The following is an 18,900-nucleotide window of genomic DNA, read 5'->3' as shown; positions in this document are numbered from 1 at the left end:
ACAGCAGACGCCGGGGACCCCCTGGGGTGATCACATCCGAATGCGAGTAGGTTAGGTTTGCCTTACCTAACTTGGTAGCTGAGCCTCTTCCACGCCCCTGGAGATTCTGGATGCGTCCACACAGCGCCCGCGTCACACGACCGAACCCCGCCGAGCGCGTGCGGTCCATCCTGCTCGCGGCGCGGTCGATGACCGTGGTGAGCGACGGGTGCCACACCGAAGTCCACCGGCTCGACGGCGCGGGGGCGATGGGACACATGCACCTGCACGCTCCCCCGGAGAGTGCCCCTGCCACGCCGCACGGCCGTCTCCCGGTCCGCCTCGAACTCACCGACATCGCACCGACCGCCGCCCGCGACCGACTGCGCGCCCGAGTCACCCTCACCGGGCTCCTCGCGGCGCCCTACGACGGCGAGTCGCACGAGAGTGCCTGCATGGAGTTCGGCCAGGCACTCCTGGAGGACAGCGAGGGCCGCCACTTCGTCACGCTGGACGAACTCATGGCAGCCGCCCCGGACCCGATCGCACGCGAGGAGGCGGACATGCTGACGCACCTCGTGGACGAGCACCACGAACTCGTCCCTCTCCTGGTCCGCCTCGTGCAGCCCCGGCCGACGCGGGACTTGGTGCGCGCGGTCCCCCTGGCCCTCGACCGCTACGGGTTGACCCTCCGCCTGGAGCACCCCACCACACACCTGGACACCCGGCTCCCGTTCGCCACCCCCATCAGCCACATCGACCAGGCGGGACCGCAGATCCGCGGCCTCCTCGCCTCGGCCCGCCGCGCCTCCCACCGCAACCATCTGCTCGCCTGAGGGGCGCCTCACCCCGGGAGGTCAGTGGTCGGCGCGGTCGGTCAGGCCTGTCGCGGTCAAGGTGAGGTGCTGGGCCAGCACCTCGGCCGCGGTGTCGGCGTCGCGTGCCAGCGCGGTTTCCTCCAGGCGGCGGTGCTCCCGCGCGCCGTCCCGGTCCGGCCGCCGCAGCGCCGACCAGCGGCGGGCCAGCTCGCTCGCGATCCACATACGGTCGAAGGTCTCCAGGAGTACGGGGTTGCCACACCCCTCCAACAGGGCGCGATGAAAGAGCCGATGCGCCTCTGACCAGGCGTCGCTGTAGTACTCCCCCTCCCCCTGCACATACGGCTGCGTCCGGGCCAGACGGTGGTGCGCCGCCCGCACACGCGCCTCCCAGTCGACGTCGCCGCGCTCGATGGACATGCGCAGCATGACGGGTTCCACGGCCCGGCGGGCTTCCGCGATCTCCTGCCAGCGGCGGTCGGAGAAGGCCGGGACGGCGAAGCCGCGATTGGGCAACCGGTCCGCGAGGCCCTCACCGACCACCCGTACGAGCGCCTCGCGCACGACAGCGAGGCTCACACCCTGCTCCTTGGCGAGGTCCTGGGGCTTGAGGGCGTCACCGGGGGCGTACTCCCCGCGCATGATCGCGTCCCGCAGGCGTGCGTGGACCTGCTCGGAGAGCATCTGCTTCCCCGCCGAGGTCGAGGTACCGGCCGTCTGAGTCATGACGTCATCATAGACGATCCATTTAATAATCGATTATCCATGTTATGGTCGATTCATCGGCGCCGACAGACGCCTCCTCGTCCACTCGACGCGCCACCACCCAGCACGTAGCACGGCCTGAAAGGAACGACGCGATGAGCGCCAACGACCCGTTCGCCCGCCTCCCCGAGGCGGCCTCCTTCACCGTCACCAGCACCACCGTCAGCGAAGGCGCCCCCTGGTCGCCCGAGCAGCTCTCCGCCGGTGTCCCCGGCGGGAAGGACCTCTCCCCGCAGCTCTCCTGGAGCGGCGCCCCCGAAGGCACCAAGAGCTACGCCGTGACCGTCTACGACCCCGACGCCCCCACCGGGTCCGGGTTCTGGCACTGGGCGGTCGCCGACATCCCCGCCACCGTCACCGAACTGCCCGAGGGAGCGGGCGACGACACCGGCGCGGGCCTGCCCGAGGGCGCCTTCCAACTGCCCAACGACGCCCGCGCCGCCCGTTACCTCGGCGCCGCCCCGCCCGCCGGACACGGCCCGCACCGCTACTTCGTCGTGGTGCACGCCCTCGACGTGGAGTCCATCGGCGTCCCGGCGGACGCGACCCCGGCCGTCCTCGGCTTCACCATGGCCGGCCACATACTCGGCCGCGCGGTCCTGACCGCCACCGCCGAGACCCTCACCGACACCCCCGCCTGACCAACGGTATGACCCACCTCATCGACACCACGGAGATGTATCTCCGCACCGTCCTGGAACTCGAGGAGGAAGGCGTGGTCCCCCTGCGCGCCCGCATCGCCGAGCGCCTGGACCAGAGCGGACCCACGGTCAGCCAGACCGTCGCACGTATGGAGCGGGACCATCTGCTGCACGTGGCCGGTGACCGGCACCTGGAACTGACCGAGGACGGGCGGCGCCTCGCGACGCGCGTGATGCGCAAGCACCGGCTCGCGGAGTGTCTGCTCGTCGACGTCATCGGGCTCGAGTGGGAGCAGGTCCACGCCGAAGCCTGCCGCTGGGAGCACGTGATGAGCGAAGCCGTCGAACGCCGCCTCTTCGAGCTGCTGCGGCACCCGACGGAATCGCCCTACGGCAACCCGATCCCGGGCCTGGAGGAACTCGGCAAGGAGACCACCACGCGTTCCTCCGCCGGGGAGAGCACCGTCAGCCTCAGCGACCTGGTGCCCGGGCGCGACGGCGCGAGTGCGGTCGTACGGCGCATCGGGGAGCTGATCCAGACCGACCGCGAGCTCATGCACACCCTGCGGCACGCCGGGGTCAGGCCCGGCGCGGTCGTGAAGGTGACGTCCTCACCGGACGGTGTGCTGGTCGGCGACGGCGGGGAGGCCGCCGCCGAACTCCCTCTGCGGACCGCGGCCCACGTCTTCGTGACCACACGCTGAGCGCTGAGCGGCGCGAGGGTGGCTCTCGACCACGATCGTGGTCGAGAGCCACCCTCTTCAGTCATGCCGACGAACCACTACTTCGGCAACGGCGTCATCCGCCACACCTGATCCGTGTTCGCCGTACGGTCCCACTGCTCCGCCTGGGCCCCGTCGTCCTTGCTCTGGCCACGGATACCGAGGTACTTACCGCTCCGCAGATTGGCGAGCGTACAGGTGCTGTTCTCCGGCGGGCCCTCCGGCGTCATCGCCCAGGTGTGGAACCGGTAGCCGTCGCAGGAGAACTGGTTGGCGTTGGCGCCGTTGTCCAGGCTTCCGTTGCTGATGGCCAGGCATTTGCCGCTGTTGTCGTTGACCACGGCGACCTTGCCGTCGCCCAGTTCGACGACCTGCCAGCGCTGGTCGGTGGCGCCCGCACAGGTGCGCTGGACCGCCCTGGCGCCGTCCGCGCCGCTCTGGTCGAGGATGCTCAGACACTTGCCGCTGTTGGTGTTGACGAGCGTGGTGCCCCACTGCCGGGGCGGCTGCTGCTGAGCGAAGAGCGAACCGGGCTGCTGATTGCACTCCCACTGTCGCAGCGCCGCACCGTCGGCGGTCGAGGACTCGGTCACCTCCAGACACTTGGGCGAGGTGGACGTCATGGTCTGGAAGCCGACCCCCTCCCCGATGGGCACGATCCGGAAGCTCACGGAGGGACCGCTGCCGCACTCGGCGAGCCGGAGCGCCGCCCCGGCTTCGGGGCTCGCGTCCTCCACCCCGACGCAGGTGCCGCTGACCGCACTGACGATGTTGACCGCACCGGCGCCCGCGCCCGAGGCCTGCAAATACCAGCGGGCGGCGGGCTTGCCGAAGCAGCGTCCCTGACGCACCGGCTGACCGAGGGCCGGCGTGGGAGTTTCCACGCACAGCTTGCTGTGGGTGTTGACGATGTTCACCACCTGCGCGGCGGAGGCGGCCGGGGTGCGGGCCTGAGCCGAGGCGTGCGCGGGCAGGCTCAGCGCCGCGGCGAACACCGCGCAGATCACCGTACAGATCGAGGTCACGGCGAAGGCGGCCGCCTTCCCTGGTGACCACCCCGCGCTTCGCCGGTACCGTCGGGCACTGGCCTGTGTATTCATCCCGAAAGTCTCTCTGTGAGAAGCACGCGTGCTACGGGTGCAGGGCGGTCCACGTCGCCGCGTCCACGACACCGGTGCCCGGCAGGCTGAACTGCTGCTGGAGATGCTTGACGGACGCTTCGGTGATGACCTCGAAGGAACCGTTCACCGGGACGGTCTGGTAGCGGTAGACCTCGTTGAGAACGCACTGAAGGTGACGCACCGCCTCACCGGTGTCCCCCTTCTTCAATGTCGGATGGCCGCCCAGGTACATGCACAGACGCCACTCCGTCGTCGCTGCGGCGGAGCGGTCCGTGGCGTTCGCGGAGGACGCCGTCGGCGCGGCGGCAAGGACCACGGCGCCGAGCAGCGCCCCGACGGCCGTACGCCCGCGGGTCAGTCGAAGCGGTGTGCGCCGGGCCGTGCGGCTCTCGGACGCCACCGTGGGCTCATGGGGCATGACAAAGCTCTCCGTTCCTGGATCCGGTTTGCGGGATGCGGGGATCTGGAACCACGGACACCGGGGCAAGCGCTAGAACCACGGGCACCGGGGCAAGTTGGGGAAAGGACGCGGGGTACCCGCCGGCAACTGCACGACTTCCGCGGGGACGACTCCCCACCCCTTGATCTTGGGCATCGTGCCCACCTGGTCGCCTTGGGTGTAGTACCAGGTCTTGTCGCCCTGGGTGTCCGCGGGACCGGTGGTGAAGCAGGGGAACCACGACGGCGACATCTTCAGCCAGCCGGTGACGGGCGAGGCGAAGTCGGCTCGGGCATACACGTCCGAGGGCAGGTTGTCGCAGTACAGCGCCTTGGTGAACACATTGCCGATGGCGTCACGCAGTTGGATGCCCTCACGCAACTCACATGTGGCCGCTCTCCCTGCCGCCTGCGCGGGAGCGGCGAGACCGGCACCGACGGCCAGAATCCCCAGTACCGTCGCGACGGAGGCGGTCCGCAGCCATAAGGAGACGGAAGCGGTCCGCCGCCATACGGAACGGCCTCCGCCGTGCGGCCTCCTCCGCCCTGCCGTCACACCCTCCGCATCGGCCGAACCCGTCACACCCGTCACACCCCTGACGCCCTTGGTGGCAGTCACGTCCCCGGCACTGGCCGCTTCCCTGTTCGCGGTCATGTCCACGGGCACTTCGCGAGGCCGGGGAAGGGATGTTCGGGCGCCTTCACCGACGTGGCCGGCATATAGCCCCACGCCTTCGCCGCCGGTGTGGCCACCACCTGGTCGCCCTGGGTGAGGTACCACAGGTCGGTACCGGGGTAGCTGCTGCCCTGCTTCCAACAGACGAACCAGGCGGGTGAGTAGAGCATCGTCCCGATCACCGAACTGGTGGACCGCGACTGGAGCCTGATGTGCCCCGGCTCCACCTCGCACAGGAGATCCCCGGTGTACCTCCGCCCGGTCCAGTCGATGTGCTGCTCGTCAGGACGCAGCCTGCACTCCGCGGCCTCGGCCGCCGCGGCCTGCCCCGGCGGCACCAGCACCCCCGCGAGAGCGCAGAACACCCCTGGGATCACACACCCACGCAGCAACCGCGCGACGCGTCCGCCTCGTCCTGGTCTTCGTACGGCACCCCTGCCTGCCATGCCGCCCCCACCTCCGCACACATCGAGAACCGCTCATCGGAGCACCGGCTGTGCTCCATCGGCGTACTCTCGCGGAGGTCCCTGATACGGGGCTGACATGTCTTCCACGGGGCTGACACGTCCTCACGTCGTCCCCGGGTCGAGGAAGTCCCGCAGGTCCACGACCCGATAGCCCGCCCTGCCGACTTCGTCCACGATGCGCGGCAGTGCTTCCGCGTCCAGGACGGGGCCGGCGCCGGGGCTGCCCACGTGCATCTGGATGATCGCTCCCGGTGCGAGCGCGGCGCGGGCGCGTTCGACGACGCGGTCGACGGTCATGCCGCGGTTGGGGCCGAGGTAGCCGTTGGTGTCGGCGGTGAACTCGATCGCCGCGTAGCCGAGGGCGTTGACGTCGGCGATCGAGGCCTGGGTGGTCGAGCTGTAGGGGAAACGGAAGAACGGCAGTGGCTCGGTGCCCGCCGCGGTACGGATCGCGGAGTCGGCGCGCCGCACCTCCCGCTGCCGCTCCCGGGTGCTCAGGGAGTCGAAGTACGGGTGGCTGTAGGAGTGGTTGCCCAGGCCGTGCGCGGCGCCCATGGCCCGTACAACTGCGGGGCGGGCCTCGGCGAACGCGCCGGTCGGGAAGAAGGTCGCCGCGATCCGGCGGCGCCGCAGCTCGGTGAGGACCGTGTCGACGCCGCTCTCGTTCCAAGCCGCGTTGAAGGTGAGCGCGACCACCTTGCGGGTGGTGGGCAGTCGGCGGATCTCCTTGCCGAGCAGTGCGGCGGGGGGTCTGGGCTCTGCCACCACGGCAGGCCGGGGCCCCACCGCCGTGCCGGGCCGGAGCCCTGCCTCAGCAGCGGGCCGGGGCTCTGCTGCCGCCGCGCGCCCCGGGACGCAGGGTGCCGTCCCCGCGGCCAACAGCCCGGCCAGTACGGCCCTTCGCCTTGGATTCATGCCCCAAGTCTGGGGGCGACGGCCTGCTCCCCCGCTACCGCGGGGCCCGGCACCCGGGTGATTCGTTCGCCCCGCGATGCCGTGTGCTTCCGCGCGCTCCCTCGGCCCCTCTCACACCGTGGACTCCGGTGCTTACTCTCACACCGTGGGCTCCGGCGCTTCCTCTCACACCGTGGGCTCGGGCGCGATCTCCGCGACGAGCCCCTCCACACGCCTCTTGATCTCATCACGGATCGGACGCACCGCCTCGACGCCCTGACCGGCGGGGTCGTCCAGCTCCCAGTCCAGGTACCGCTTGCCGGGGAAGACGGGACAGGTGTCGCCGCAGCCCATGGTGATGCAGACGTCCGACTCCTCGACCGCGTCCACGGTGAGGATCTTCGGGGTCTCGGCGGAGATGTCGATGCCGACCTCACGCATGGCCTCGACGGCGGCCGGGTTGACCTGACCCGCGGGGGCGGAACCGGCGGAGCGGACCTCGACACGGTCCGCGGCCAGATGGCTCAGCCACGCGGCGGCCATCTGGGAACGACCCGCGTTGTGGACACAGACGAACAGCACGGAGGGCTTCTCGGGCATCAGTGGATTCTCTCTCGACTCAAGGAAGCATCAGGTGCGAATGACATCAGCACCTGATGGCGTCAGCGACCACTGATGTGAGAGTATCAGCCCATGCTGACATCAGTCGAGACTGAACTGATCCGGGTCCTGGCCGATCCCCTGAGACTCAAGATCGTGACCCTGCTGGCCCGCGAGACGCTGTGCACCACCCACCTGGTGGAGGAGACAGGCGCCCGGCAGACGAATCTCTCCAACCACCTGAGAGTCCTGCGGGAGGCCGGGGTCGTCGAGACCGAGCCGTGCGGCCGGTTCACCTACTACAAGCTGCGGCCGGATGTCATCGCCTCGCTCGCGGGCCAGTTCGCCGACCTGGCCGAGACCGCTCGTACCGCCGCCGACAACAAGAGGGCCTGCCCGTGACCCGCACCGAAGCACCCACGACCACCACCGAGGAGCCGTCGGTCGTCCAGAAGCTGTCGACGCTCGACCGCTTCCTGGCCGCTTGGATCCTCATCGCCATGGCCGTCGGCCTGGGGCTCGGCAGGCTCGTCCCCGGCCTCGACGACGCTCTCGCCAAGGTCGAACTGGGCGGCATCTCCCTCCCGATCGCGCTCGGCCTGCTGATCATGATGTATCCGGTCCTCGCGAAGGTCCGCTACGACAAGCTGGACGCCGTCACCGGCGACCGCAAGCTCATGATCTCCTCGCTGGTCGTCAACTGGGTGCTCGGTCCGGCGCTCATGTTCGCGCTGGCCTGGATCTTCCTGGCCGACCTGCCCGAGTACCGCACCGGCCTGATCATCGTCGGCCTGGCTCGCTGTATCGCCATGGTCATCATCTGGAACGACCTCGCGTGCGGTGACCGCGAGGCCGCCGCCGTCCTGGTCGCCCTCAACTCGGTCTTCCAGGTTCTGGCGTTCGGCCTGCTCGGCTGGTTCTACCTCGACCTGCTGCCCGACTGGCTCGGCCTCGGCGACAGCGAGCACCTCGACATCTCCATGTGGAAGATCGCCCTGAACGTCGTCATCTTCCTCGGGGTGCCCCTCCTGGCGGGCTTCCTCACCCGCCGCATCGGGGAGCAGAAGCTGGGCCGCGAGAAGTATGAGAGGGACTTCCTCCCGAAGATCGGCCCGTGGGCCCTGTACGGGCTGCTGTTCACCATCGTCATCCTCTTCGCCCTCCAAGGAAAGACGATCACCTCGCAGCCGCTGGACGTCGCCCGCATCGCGCTGCCACTGCTGGTGTACTTCGCGGTGATGTGGTTCGGCACGTTCGCCCTCGGCAAGGCCATCGGACTCGCCTACGACCGCACCGCCACCCTCGCCTTCACCGCCGCGGGCAACAACTTCGAGCTGGCCATCGCCGTCGCCATCGCCACCTTCGGCGTGACCTCGGGCCAGGCCCTGTCGGGCGTCGTCGGCCCGTTGATCGAGGTACCGGTCCTGGTGGCGTTGGTCTACGTGTCCCTGGCCTGGCGGAAGAAGTTCGCGGCCGCCGACCGACCGGCTCCGTGACGTGACACATCGACGTGACGCGGCACATCGACATGACGCGGCACATCGACGTGGTGGTCATGGGCGGCGGCCAAGTGCTCACCCATGCAGCTCCACCCGTGCGGCTCCGGCGGTGGCGCCGGCTCAGCGGATGGCGAGAAGTCGGCCCATCGCCGCGAGGACCGACGGCTCCACCCGGTAGTACACCCAGGTCCCGCGCCGCTCGGAGGTGAGGAGGCCCGCCTCCTTGAGCTTCTTCAGGTGGTGCGAGACGGTCGGCTGCGACACCCCGACGTCGGAGATGTCGCACACGCACGCCTCGCCGCCCTCGTGCGAGGCCACCGCCGAGAACAGCCGCAGCCGGACCGGGTCCCCGAGCGCCTTGAACATCGGCGCCGCCCGCTCCGCCTCGCCCGCGGTGAACGGGCGCTCGGTCAGCGGCGGGCAGCACGGCTCCACGGCCCCGGCGGCATCGGCTTCCAACAGCGGCAGCACCCTGGTGTTCGACATGCATCTATGTTGACACACGTCGAACCAACGCCCCAGGGCCACCGGAGCGCTCACGACTTCGATATCCATCTATGTTGACGCTCATCGAATCAGGTGGCATGGTGGCCACGCAAGACATCGACAGACGTCGAAACAAAGGGGAATCCCGTGAGCGCGCCCACCACCGATCAGTTGCCCGTCGTGGTCATCGGTGCCGGACCTGTCGGTCTGGCCGCCGCCGCCCACCTAGCCGGGCGGGGTCTCGAACCACTGGTCCTGGAGGCAGGGCCGACCGCGGGCACCGCCGTGCGGGAGTGGTCGCACGTCCGCCTGTTCTCCCCCTGGAGCGAGGTCGTCGACCCGGCCGCGGAGAAGCTTCTGGCCCCGACCGGCTGGGTGCGACCGGACGGGGCGGCCTACCCGACGGGCGGCGACTGGGCCGAGCGCTACCTCCAGCCGCTGGCCGACATCCTCGGCCGCAGGGTGCGCTACGGGGCGACGGTGACCGGCGTGGCCCGCGCGGGCAGGGACCGGATCGTCGACGCCGACCGCACCGCGCAGCCCTTGGCCGTCCACGTCCGTACCGCGGACGGCGGTGAGGAACGGATCAGCGCACGCGCCGTCATCGACGCGTCCGGCACCTGGTCCACGCCGTCGCCGCTCGGTGCGAACGGCCTGCCCGCCCTCGGTGAGAGCGCCGCCGCCGACCACGTCTCGTACCAGGTTCCGGACCTCAAGGACCCGGCCGTCCGCGCCCGCTACGCCGGCAAGCGCACCGCCGTCGTAGGCTCCGGCGCCTCCGCCTTCACGGCCCTGGCCCACCTCGCCGACCTGGCGAAGGAGGAGCCGGGCACGCACGCCGTGTGGATCCTGCGCCGCGGGATCGGCGCCGACACCTTCGGCGGCGGCGAGGCCGACCAGCTCCCGGCGCGCGGCGCGCTGGGTCAGCGGGCCAAGGCCGCCGTGGAGGACGGGCACGCGTCCGCGGTGACCGGCTTCCGCACCGAGGGGATCGAGCAGGAGGGTGACCGGCTCGTGCTCGTCGCCGAGGACGGCCGCCGTCCGAACCCGGTCGACGAGGTCATCGTCCTCACCGGGTTCCGCCCCGACCTGAGCTTCCTGTCCGAGGTCCGCCTCGGCCTCGACGAGCGTCTCCAGGCCCCGACCGCCCTCGCCCCGCTCATCGACCCCAACGTGCACTCCTGCGGCACCGTCTACCCCCACGGGGTGAACGAACTGTCCCACCCGGAGAAGGACCTCTACCTGGTCGGCATGAAGTCCTACGGCCGTGCCCCCACCTTCCTGGCCCTGACCGGCTACGAACAGGTCCGCTCCATCTCCGCCGCCCTCGCCGGTGACCAGGAGGCGGCCGAGCGCGTCGAGCTCACCCTCCCCGAAACCGGCGTGTGCGGCGGTGCGGGTCTCTTCGACGAGCCGGAGCAGACGGAACAGCAGTCGGACGGCTGCTGCTCCGCCCCTGCCGCCCGCCAGAGGTGAGGGGCCAAAGGGCCGAGTGACCGAGAGGTCAGGGGCGGGGGCGGGTGGCGGTGTCGAGGTAGAAGGCGTCGATGTTCTGGACGGCCTGCTCGAACTCCTCCAGGTTGACCGGCTTGGTCACATAGGCGTTGGCGTGGCTGCTGTACGCGCCGGTCACGTCCTCCGGCGCGGTGGACGTGGTGAGGACCACCACGGGGATGGTCTGAAGGTCCTCGTCGGTCTTGAGGACCTTCAGCAGATCGCGGCCGTTCATCCGGGGCATGTTCAGGTCCAGGACGATGAGGTCGGGGCGTACGGTGTCCGGCGCACGCAGGTGCTCCAGCGCGGCGACTCCGTCCGTGACCTGGACCAGGTTGCGGGCCCCGCGCTCGGAGAGAGCCTCCTCGATGAGCATCGCGTCGGCGACGTCGTCTTCGACGAGCAGGACGTCGAAGGGGCGGGCGGGGGTGGTCATCATCGGACGCTCCGAGCGTTTCTCGTGGGAGTGATTGAAGAGTCCCGGCCAGCGGCGCCGGGCGCCCTGCCGGGTCACGCCGCAGGCGGCGCCGATCTGTGGGTAGCCCGCACCCGCGCGGGCGGCGGCCAGGGCCACTTCCCGCTGCAGCCGTTCAGTGGCCTGCTGGAGGTGGTCGAGCAGGTGAAGCAGAGCCAGGGCCCGCGCCGGTCCTTCGCCAAGCGCCGGTCCTTCACCCAGCGCCGAGCCATCGCCCAGCGCCAGACCGTCCAGCGGCGGCACGCCCGCTGCCGAAACGTCCGCAGCCGGACCGCCCGGCGCCAAGCCACCCGGCGCCGAGCCGCCGCCCGGTCCCGGGGGCACCGGGGCCTCGAGGAGGCGGCGGGCCAGTCGCTGCGCGAGGTGGCCGACCGCCGCGTCCGCGATGGCCGCGGTCTCCTGCGGGGTGGCCCGCAGTACGAAGTTCGTGCCTGGCATACCTGGCACTCTAGGTCCCGGATCACCCGCGCGACAACAACCGTTGTCGCCCTCTAGAGTGTTCTGGCTGCACTTCAAGGCGGCAGTCACAGCGAGGAGTCCACAGGATGACCGGCGATCAGAGGCAACCGCGTGCGCGGGGAATTTCCCTGTGGACGACGCGGCGGTGGCTTCGCACCGGAGTGGCCGTGTCGTTGGCGGTCCTTGCCCTGCTCGGAACGACCGGGGCCTGGGTCCTGGCCAGGACCGGGACGCTCAGCAGGGACCTCGTGGACGTACGGTCGGCCTCGCTGACCACCGCGATCCGCCTGGAATCGGCCGTCCTCAACCAGGAAACCGGCATCCGCGGCTACGGACTCACCGGCAAGCCGGAGTTCATCACCCCCTACGAGCGAGGCGTCACCGAGCAGAAGGCCAGCACCGCGCGGCTCACCGAGCTGCTGGACGGCGACCGCACCGGCCTCGACGACCTGAAGGCCGTACAGGAGTCCGTGGCGAGGTGGCAGCAGCGGATCGCGCGGCCCGTCGCCGCCGCGAAGCCCGGCGCCCCCTCGCCGCTGGCCGCCGAACGAGCGGCGGAGGGCAAGACGGCCTTCGACCGGGTACGCGCCGCCCTGAGCCACCAGCAGGAGCAGTTGCGCGCGGACCGCCTGCAGGCGAGGGACGACCTGATGTCCACGATGACCCTGCGCAACTGGATCTTCAGCGCCATCGGTCTGGTCATCCTCGTCCTAACCGCCGTCGTCTTCGAAGGGCTGCGCCGCGGCATCAACAAGCCGCTGGAACAGCTCGGCGCGGACGCCCGCACCATCGGCGGCGGTGACTTCGACCACCCCATCTCTCCGACGGGCCCCGCCGACCTGCGGCGCCTCAGCAGCGACATCGACTCCATGCGCAGGCGTCTGGTCCAGGAGCTGGCGTTCGCCGAGGAGGCACGCGTCCGTCTCGACGCGCAGGCGGCCGACCTCCAGCGCTCCAACGCCGAGCTGGAGCAGTTCGCGTACGTGGCGTCGCACGACCTCCAGGAGCCGCTGCGCAAGGTCTCCAGCTTCACCCAGCTCCTCCAGCGGCGCTATGGAGGGCAGCTCGACGAGCGGGCCGACCAGTACATCGACTTCGCGGTCGACGGGGCGAACCGCATGCAGACCCTCATCAACGACCTGCTCGACTTCTCCCGCGTGGGACGCCTTCACAAATCCCACCAGAGCGTCGACCTGGACGAGGTGCTCGAGCAGACGCTGTCCGCGCTGAGCGTGGGCATCGAGGAGTCCGGCGCGTCGGTCACCCACGATCCGCTGCCGACCCTGGTCGCCGACCCCACCCAGATGGGCATGCTCTGGCAGAACCTCATCGGCAACGCCGTCAAGTTCCGCCGCCCCGGCGAAGCACCGAAGATCCATGTCACGGCGGCGCGGGAGGGCGACCTCTGGCGGTTCACCGTGACCGACAACGGCATCGGCATCGAGCCCGAGTACGCCGACAAGGTCTTTGTGATCTTCCAGCGGCTGCACACCAAGGACACCTACAGCGGCAGCGGCATCGGCCTCGCGATGTGCAAGAAGATCGTCGAGTTCCACGGGGGCACCATCACCGTCGACCCGGCTCACAGCGGCGGCACCCGCATCGTCTTCACCCTGACACCCGAGCCGCCGGAGACCTCCGGCCCGTCCCCCCTGCCGGAGGCCGCCCTCGCGGGCACGGAGCAGGCGAGATGACCGCGTCCATGCCCCTCGCCCCGGGCGGGACCGCCGCCGAGCCGCTGTACCGAATCCTGCTGATAGAGGACGACGAGGGCGATGCCTTGCTCGTCGAGGAGCTCCTGTACGACACGGGGCTGCGGTTCGAGCTGACCACCCGCACCACACTGGCCGAGGCCCGCACCGAACTGGCCGGAAGCACGATCGACTGCGTCCTGCTCGACCTGCACCTGCCCGACGTGTCGGGCATTGAAGCGGTCGCCGCCGTCCGTGGTCTGGCCCCGCACACCGCGGTGATCGTCCTGACCGGTCTCTCCGAGGCCCAGGCGGGCTCCGACGCCATGACCGCCGGGGCCCAGGACTATCTCGTCAAGGGCAAGGTCGAGGCGGACCTGCTGCACCGCACGGTGCGTTACGCCGTCTACCGAAGCCAGACCGAACGCGCCAGCGCCGAGGCGCAGGCCGCCCGGCTCCGGGCGGAGGAGAACGCCCGTCTTGAGCGCGGACTGCTGCCCCAGCCCATGCTCGACACGTCCACGGTGCGCGTGACGTCCCGCTATCTGCCGAGCGCCGAAATGGCCCTGCTCGGCGGTGACTTCCTCGACGTGGTGGAGGGCGACGACGGGCTGCTGCACGCCGTCATCGGCGACGTGAGCGGGCACGGCCCCGACGCCGCCGCGCTCGGCGTCTGCCTGCGGATCGCCTGGCGCTCCCTCATCCTCGGCGGACACCGCGGCGACGATCTGCTGCACCTGATGGAACGCATCCTGATCGCCGAGCGCGACAGCCAGTTGCTCTTCGCCACCTGCACCCTGCTCACCCTCGACCAGAACGCGGGCACCGCAACGCTGCACCTCGCCGGTCACCACGAGCCCCTCCTCACCACGGCCGACGGCACCCGGGAGCTGACCGCCGCACACGGCATCGCCCTGGGCATCGCTCCCGGCCTGCACGGCTGGCCCCCCACGACCGTCCGGCTCCCGGCCGCCGGAGCCCTCACCCTGTACACCGACGGCCTCACCGAGGGGCACAACGGCGCGACCGGTGAGCGACTCGGCGTCGAAGGGCTGCTCGCCCTGATCGGGAAGCTGGCGACCGCGGACCCGGCCGCCCACGTCGACCTCCTCATCAAGGAGACCCACGCGCTGAACGCCGGGCAGCACTCCGACGACGTCGCCGTGCTCCGCCTCGACTGGGGCGGCGGGATCGCCCGCCGCTGAGCCCCGGCACCGCCGCCCCGACGACCTTCAGCACACACTCCCCGGCGCTTCGCTTTGCCGACGCCAACGTGCCCGGGGTACAGAAAGGCCTCTCCCGTCTGGACCTGTTATACGCGCGTCACCCTCACGTGCACGCGGTGTTCACACCCCTGTCACGTGAGGAAGATCACCGAGGACAACCCTAGCCCTTCCCACGGCATCTTCCTCGGTGATCAAGGAGTCCATCCCAGGAGCTGTTGGCCGAGTGGCCGGTACGTCAGACAAGGCAACACCGTTTATGCACCCCGAAAAGCGCGGATTCGCGCGAGCAACCCGTCGTGACGTCATCGCGGCCTCCCTGCTGTGCGCCGTGGCGCCCATAGGGGTGGGCATCGGTCTGGCGGCCCGCTCCGAGGAGGGCGAGGGGTCCATCGCCCCGCACCAGCCCCCGGACCTGAGTACGGCGGCGCCCTCGGGAACATGGGCGACCTCCGGGCCGCAGCCCAAGACCACGGAATCGATCGTGCAGATCGTCGCCCACCCCGACGACGACCTGTTCTTCATCAATCCCGAGGTCGGCCAGGCACTGCGCAGCGGTAGGCCCGTGGTCACGATCTTTCTGACGTCGGGCGAGGCCAACGGCATCAACGCGCCACGGCGGGGCACGTACCGCGGCCGCCCCCGGCCCGCGCGCGACTGGCGCAAGTACGCCAAGGCGCGCCAGAACGGCATCCGCGCCGCCTACGCGGAGATGGTCACCGGGCGGACCGACCACCCGTGGCGGCGCAGCGTCATCGCCACGGCGGGCGGCGGGCAGGCGGAGCTCGACACGCTCCAGGGGTACCCGCACATCCACCTGGTGTGGACGCTGCTGCACGAGTCGGGCAGCATCACCGGTGACCGCCCGCACAGCCTGCACGGCCTGTGGGACGGCCGGATCGCCGCGCTCGGCTCGCAGCTCGTGCACGGCGGCCTGGTCACCCGTGACTTCTCGTACACACGGGAACAGCTCATCCGGACCCTGACCGGCTATCTGGAGCGCTTCAAGCCGACCCAGGTGCGGATGCAGAACCCGACGCCAGGCCGCCTCGACCGCAACCTCAAGTGCGCCGACCACCAGGACCACCGCTTCGGTGCCCGGTTCGTGCAGCAGGCCCTCGCCCGCTACGCCGCCACCGGCTCACGCCCGCACTTCACCGTGCAGACCTACATGGGGTACTTCAACGGCGGTCTCCCCCGGACCCTCGACCCTGCGTCCGGCGCGTCCAAGGCCCGCACCCTGGAGACGTACTCCTGGAGCGACGGCTCCAGGAACACCTGCCAGGACCCGGCGGGCTGCGGTGACATCAAGGTCGCCGCGCGCCCGAAACACCGCTGGTCGTACAGCATCCACCACGCGGGGGACACCGGCACGGGCTGGCTGCTCGCGGGCAAGGGCGACAGCCTGCGGGCGTTCGCCGTGCTCGACGGCCGGATCGCGCACTGGCACCGCCCCGGCGGCGGCGGCCGGTGGAACACAAAGCGCTGGACCGGGCCCATGCTCCTGAAGGACACCGGCATCGACACGGGCATCCACCCCGTGGCCCTGCCCGACGGGCGGATCGCCGTCTTCGGCACCCGCACCCTGTTCGGCGCCCGCGCCGCCGACTACCGCAGGGAGGTGGGCTTCACCGTCCAGGAGTCCCCTGACGGGGCCTTCGGGCCCTGGCAGTCCCTCGGCACCCCGGAGCTGTCGGACGAGATCGGCACGAACGACATCAGCTCCCCCACCGTCGCGGTGCACCGCGACGGCACGATGACGGTGTACCTGCGTGACAGCAGCCACCAGCTCACCAGCCGCATCCAGCGGGCGGACGGAGAGTGGGCGCCCTGGCGCGGCCTCGGTGGCGAGGCGGTGCACGGCGACCCGGTCGCCGCCACGGACCGCTCGGGACGCTCCTACGTCCTTGCCGCAACGCCGCACACCGTCCTCGCCTGGATCCAGGACCAGCCGGACGCGCTCGTCCGTGGCCCGCTGCCGACCGGGCTTCCGCCCACCACGCTGCCGCTGACCGTCCGCCCCGACGACGACGGCGTCCGGATCTTCTACCGCGTACCGAACTCCGGGAACGTACACAGCGCCCAACTGCACGCGGACGGCCTCGCCCCCGCTGCGGCGTCGCGGGGCGGCCGGAAGCCGCTCACCGCCCACCAGTCGGCGGACCTGACCGACTTCGGCGGAGCGGGGGGCTACGGCCCGGTGAGCGTCACCTCCAACGACTGGGGCGGTGTCCTGCTCGCGGCCCGGTCCGCCACCGGTGACGTCGCCACGGCCTGGGGCACGTCCGGCGCCGCCAAGCACCGGCCGCAGTGGAACCGCACGGGCGTCCTGCTCGCCGGTGCCCCTTCCAGCGTCCCCCTGGCGTCGGGCGGCGTCGCGCTCACCATGCTCGGCCTCGACAGCCGTCTGTACTGGACCCATGCCACGCGTGAAGGAGGACGTCTCGCGCCCTGGCAACCGGTCGAACCCCCAGCGCCCGCCCGATCGAGGGCGTGATGCCGATGGCCGCCCCTGACACGCGCGACCCCTTCTTCGACAACGCCAAGTTCCTGCTTATCGTGCTCGTCGCACTCGGGCACTCCTGGGAGCAGATCGTCAGCGGCACGCATACGCTGCAGGCCGTCCACACCGTGGTGTACGCGTTCCACATGCCGGCGTTCATTCTGCTCTGCGGCTACTTCTCGCAGCGCTTCAGCGCCCGGCCCGACCAGATGCGCCGGCTGCTCGAAGGGGTGCTCATCCCCTATCTCCTCTTCGAGACGGCGTACGCGGCCGCGAACAGCGCGGTACGGGGTGAGCCCTTCGAACTCACCCCGACGGAACCCACCTACCTCTGCTGGTTCCTCGTCGCGCTGTTCCTCTGGCGGCTCAGCACACCCCTGTGGCGTGCCGTCCGCCATCCCGTGCCCATCGCCGTCCTGGTCTCCCTCGCCGCGGGCTTCACCACGATGAGCTACGACCTGGCGCTGCCGCGGGTGCTGATGTTCCTGCCCTGGTTCGTGCTCGGCCTGAGTCTGCGCCCGCAGCACTTCGCCTTCCTGCGCACGCGGGTGGCGCGCCGCTGGGCCGTCGTCGCTCTGGCGCTCGCCGGGGCCGGGGCCTATCTCTTCGTCCCCGCCCCCGACGAGCACTGGCTGTCCATGGACGTCGGGTACACCGAGCTCGGCGTGAGTCCGCTGCGCTATCTGGTCGTGCGCCTCGCACTCTTCGTGCTCAGCGCGGTCCTCGTCGCCGCTTTCCTCGCCTGCGTGCCCCGGCGCCGTACGCTGTTCACCGCGCTCGGCGCCGTCACGATGTACCCCTACCTCCTGCACGGCCTGCTGATCCGGGCGGGCGAGGCCGCCGGGCTCTACCCGGCGCTCAAGGACCTCGGCCCCGTGGGCCAGGTCGTCCTCACCCTCACGGTCGTCGCGGCGGTGTTCCTGTTGTCGACCCCACCGGTACGGCTGCTGTTCCAGTTGTTCGTGGAACCGCGGCTGCCGCGATGGTCCGTCCCCGGGCCGCCGTCCGCCGCGCAGGACGGACCGGACGCCGCCCTCACGGCACGTCGGCCGTCGAGATCACGACCATCTTCGTGACCGACCCGTCGTCGCCCACCACGTCCCGTACATGGCGGAAGCCGAGGCGTTCGGCCATCGCCAGGCTGGCCGCGTTGTCGGCGCCCACCATGCCGTAGGCCTCCTTGAGACCCAGGTTGTCGGCGGCGTGGCGCAGCAGGGTGCGGACCACCTCGGTGCCGAGGCCCTTGCCCCAGTAGTCGGGGGCCAGGGCCGTGATGAGCTCGTGGCCGTCCACGTTGCCCGTCTTCTTGACCTCCGCGTGGCCGACGTACCTCCCCTCGTGCCACAGCCCCCATACGTCGAACAGGTTCTGCGGGTAGATGTGGGTGAGCATCATGCGGAACGCCGTCCGCAGATCCTCCTCGGGCACCTGTTCCTGGCCCATCCAACGGCACACCTCCTCGTTGCGCAGAAGGGTGACGAAGCCCTCCTCGTCCTCGGTGCGGTACGGCGCGAACTCCAGCCGTTCGCTGTGCAGTGTCGGCGTCATCGGCGAACTCCTCGAGCAGAACTGGAAAGAAAGTGGAGACGGCCGCGCTGTGGAACGGGGAAGTGCGGCCCGAGGGTTGCGTGGGGGGAGGGGGTGAGGGGGTGAAAGGGAGAGAGGAGGTGACGGTGACCGGGGCGGCGGACGGCGGTGTCGTCGCCCCGGGTCGGCACAGGTGCGGTCTATGCCCCGGTGTTCTCCATGCGCTCACGCAGGCTGCGCGGGCGCATGTCGGTCCAGACCTCGTCCACGTAGGCGGAGCACTCGGCCTCGGTGCCTTCCTTGCCGACGCGGTGCCAGCCGGCGGGTACGTCGACGTCGACCGGCCAGAGCGAGTACTGGTCCTCGTCGTTGCGCAGCACCTGGTAGCGGGTGTTCTCGTCCATGTCGGGCTCTCCGTGATG

The 18,900-nt window shown here is 70.5% G+C and carries 21 protein-coding genes; 10 read left to right on the top strand and 11 right to left on the bottom strand.

Annotated features, from left to right (window positions below; all coding sequences use genetic code 11):
• Window positions 1–110: 110 nt before the first annotated feature.
• Window positions 111–815: a DUF2470 domain-containing protein gene (locus IG78_RS0127170; protein ID WP_030567748.1), complete on the top strand. Its 705-nt coding sequence runs from the start codon at window positions 111–113 to the stop codon at window positions 813–815.
• A gap of 21 nt (window positions 816–836) precedes the next feature.
• On the opposite strand, the gene IG78_RS0127165 is transcribed toward IG78_RS0127170, so the two are convergent.
• On the bottom strand, window positions 837–1,523 hold the full coding sequence (locus tag IG78_RS0127165) for a GntR family transcriptional regulator (RefSeq protein ID WP_030567746.1): 687 nt from the start codon (window positions 1,521–1,523) through the stop codon (window positions 837–839).
• A 134-nt stretch (window positions 1,524–1,657) separates the two neighbouring features.
• Here IG78_RS0127165 and IG78_RS0127160 point away from each other — a divergent pair, with 134 nt between their 5' ends.
• Both IG78_RS0127160 and IG78_RS0127155 read left to right on the top strand, forming a co-directional pair.
• Window positions 1,658–2,203, top strand: a complete 546-nt coding sequence (locus IG78_RS0127160) for a YbhB/YbcL family Raf kinase inhibitor-like protein (protein ID WP_030567744.1) — start codon at window positions 1,658–1,660, stop codon at window positions 2,201–2,203.
• Window positions 2,204–2,211: 8 nt separating this feature from the next.
• Window positions 2,212–2,907 (top strand): iron-dependent transcriptional repressor DtxR, encoded by a 696-nt coding sequence (locus IG78_RS0127155; protein ID WP_030567741.1) that lies wholly within the window; start codon window positions 2,212–2,214, stop codon window positions 2,905–2,907.
• 77 nt (window positions 2,908–2,984) lie between these two features.
• Here the strand turns inward: IG78_RS0127155 and IG78_RS0127150 are convergent, their stop codons facing one another.
• The 6 genes from IG78_RS0127150 to IG78_RS0127120 form a co-directional block, all read right to left on the bottom strand.
• Window positions 2,985–3,950, bottom strand: coding sequence for an RICIN domain-containing protein (locus IG78_RS0127150; RefSeq protein WP_030567739.1), 966 nt, complete (start codon window positions 3,948–3,950; stop codon window positions 2,985–2,987).
• A 106-nt stretch (window positions 3,951–4,056) separates the two neighbouring features.
• The gene (locus IG78_RS44300; protein WP_030567737.1) at window positions 4,057–4,464 is read right to left on the bottom strand and encodes a peptidoglycan-binding domain-containing protein; all 408 of its coding nucleotides are present in this window, start codon (window positions 4,462–4,464) and stop codon (window positions 4,057–4,059) included.
• Between the two features lie 72 nt (window positions 4,465–4,536).
• Window positions 4,537–5,139 carry a hypothetical protein gene (locus IG78_RS49440; protein WP_157855880.1) on the bottom strand — a complete coding sequence of 201 codons (603 nt, stop codon included), beginning with the start codon at window positions 5,137–5,139 and terminating at the stop codon, window positions 4,537–4,539.
• Window positions 5,136–5,537, bottom strand: a complete 402-nt coding sequence (locus tag IG78_RS0127135) for a hypothetical protein (protein WP_030567733.1) — start codon at window positions 5,535–5,537, stop codon at window positions 5,136–5,138. The genes IG78_RS49440 and IG78_RS0127135 overlap by 4 nt, the downstream gene beginning before the upstream one ends.
• Before the next feature lie 192 nt (window positions 5,538–5,729).
• The gene (locus IG78_RS0127125; RefSeq protein WP_225882234.1) at window positions 5,730–6,392 is read right to left on the bottom strand and encodes a polysaccharide deacetylase family protein; all 663 of its coding nucleotides are present in this window, start codon (window positions 6,390–6,392) and stop codon (window positions 5,730–5,732) included.
• Between the two features lie 315 nt (window positions 6,393–6,707).
• On the bottom strand, window positions 6,708–7,121 hold the full coding sequence (locus IG78_RS0127120) for an arsenate reductase ArsC (RefSeq protein ID WP_030567728.1): 414 nt from the start codon (window positions 7,119–7,121) through the stop codon (window positions 6,708–6,710).
• A gap of 93 nt (window positions 7,122–7,214) precedes the next feature.
• Here IG78_RS0127120 and IG78_RS0127115 point away from each other — a divergent pair, with 93 nt between their 5' ends.
• Window positions 7,215–7,523 (top strand): ArsR/SmtB family transcription factor, encoded by a 309-nt coding sequence (locus tag IG78_RS0127115; RefSeq protein ID WP_030567726.1) that lies wholly within the window; start codon window positions 7,215–7,217, stop codon window positions 7,521–7,523.
• Window positions 7,520–8,617 carry an ACR3 family arsenite efflux transporter gene (gene arsB / locus IG78_RS0127110; RefSeq protein ID WP_030567724.1) on the top strand — a complete coding sequence of 366 codons (1,098 nt, stop codon included), beginning with the start codon at window positions 7,520–7,522 and terminating at the stop codon, window positions 8,615–8,617. Before IG78_RS0127115 ends, arsB begins: the two co-directional genes overlap by 4 nt.
• 123 nt (window positions 8,618–8,740) lie before the next feature.
• Here the strand turns inward: arsB and IG78_RS0127105 are convergent, their stop codons facing one another.
• Complete coding sequence (locus IG78_RS0127105) at window positions 8,741–9,106, bottom strand: ArsR/SmtB family transcription factor (RefSeq protein ID WP_030567722.1); 366 nt, start codon at window positions 9,104–9,106, stop codon at window positions 8,741–8,743.
• Window positions 9,107–9,253: 147 nt separating this feature from the next.
• Here IG78_RS0127105 and IG78_RS0127100 point away from each other — a divergent pair, with 147 nt between their 5' ends.
• Window positions 9,254–10,582, top strand: a complete 1,329-nt coding sequence (locus IG78_RS0127100) for an FAD-dependent oxidoreductase (RefSeq protein WP_030567720.1) — start codon at window positions 9,254–9,256, stop codon at window positions 10,580–10,582.
• Window positions 10,583–10,610: 28 nt separating this feature from the next.
• Here the strand turns inward: IG78_RS0127100 and IG78_RS0127095 are convergent, their stop codons facing one another.
• The gene (locus IG78_RS0127095; RefSeq protein ID WP_225882233.1) at window positions 10,611–11,513 is read right to left on the bottom strand and encodes a response regulator; all 903 of its coding nucleotides are present in this window, start codon (window positions 11,511–11,513) and stop codon (window positions 10,611–10,613) included.
• Window positions 11,514–11,620: 107 nt separating this feature from the next.
• Between IG78_RS0127095 and IG78_RS0127090 the strand changes: the two genes are divergently transcribed.
• The 4 genes from IG78_RS0127090 (at window position 11,621) to IG78_RS0127075 (ending at window position 18,027) form a co-directional block, all read left to right on the top strand.
• Entirely contained in the window at window positions 11,621–13,228 is a 1,608-nt protein-coding gene (locus tag IG78_RS0127090) for a sensor histidine kinase (protein ID WP_030567716.1), read from the top strand.
• Complete coding sequence (locus IG78_RS0127085; RefSeq protein ID WP_030567714.1) at window positions 13,225–14,430, top strand: PP2C family protein-serine/threonine phosphatase; 1,206 nt, start codon at window positions 13,225–13,227, stop codon at window positions 14,428–14,430. The genes IG78_RS0127090 and IG78_RS0127085 overlap by 4 nt, the downstream gene beginning before the upstream one ends.
• 277 nt (window positions 14,431–14,707) lie before the next feature.
• Window positions 14,708–16,945 carry a PIG-L family deacetylase gene (locus IG78_RS0127080; protein WP_078965598.1) on the top strand — a complete coding sequence of 746 codons (2,238 nt, stop codon included), beginning with the start codon at window positions 14,708–14,710 and terminating at the stop codon, window positions 16,943–16,945.
• Between the two features lie 5 nt (window positions 16,946–16,950).
• Window positions 16,951–18,027: an acyltransferase family protein gene (locus IG78_RS0127075; protein ID WP_225882232.1), complete on the top strand. Its 1,077-nt coding sequence runs from the start codon at window positions 16,951–16,953 to the stop codon at window positions 18,025–18,027.
• Here the strand turns inward: IG78_RS0127075 and IG78_RS0127070 are convergent.
• Window positions 17,987–18,499, bottom strand: a complete 513-nt coding sequence (locus tag IG78_RS0127070; protein ID WP_030567708.1) for a GNAT family N-acetyltransferase — start codon at window positions 18,497–18,499, stop codon at window positions 17,987–17,989. The genes IG78_RS0127075 and IG78_RS0127070 overlap by 41 nt on opposite strands.
• 179 nt (window positions 18,500–18,678) lie before the next feature.
• Window positions 18,679–18,882, bottom strand: a complete 204-nt coding sequence (locus IG78_RS0127065) for an MbtH family protein (protein ID WP_030567705.1) — start codon at window positions 18,880–18,882, stop codon at window positions 18,679–18,681.
• Window positions 18,883–18,900 lie beyond the last annotated feature (18 nt).

It is taken from the genome of Streptomyces aureocirculatus, assembly GCF_000720475.1.
In the GTDB taxonomy this organism is placed as follows: domain Bacteria; phylum Actinomycetota; class Actinomycetes; order Streptomycetales; family Streptomycetaceae; genus Streptomyces; species Streptomyces aureocirculatus.
This window is presented reverse-complemented; position numbering and strand designations above follow the sequence as displayed.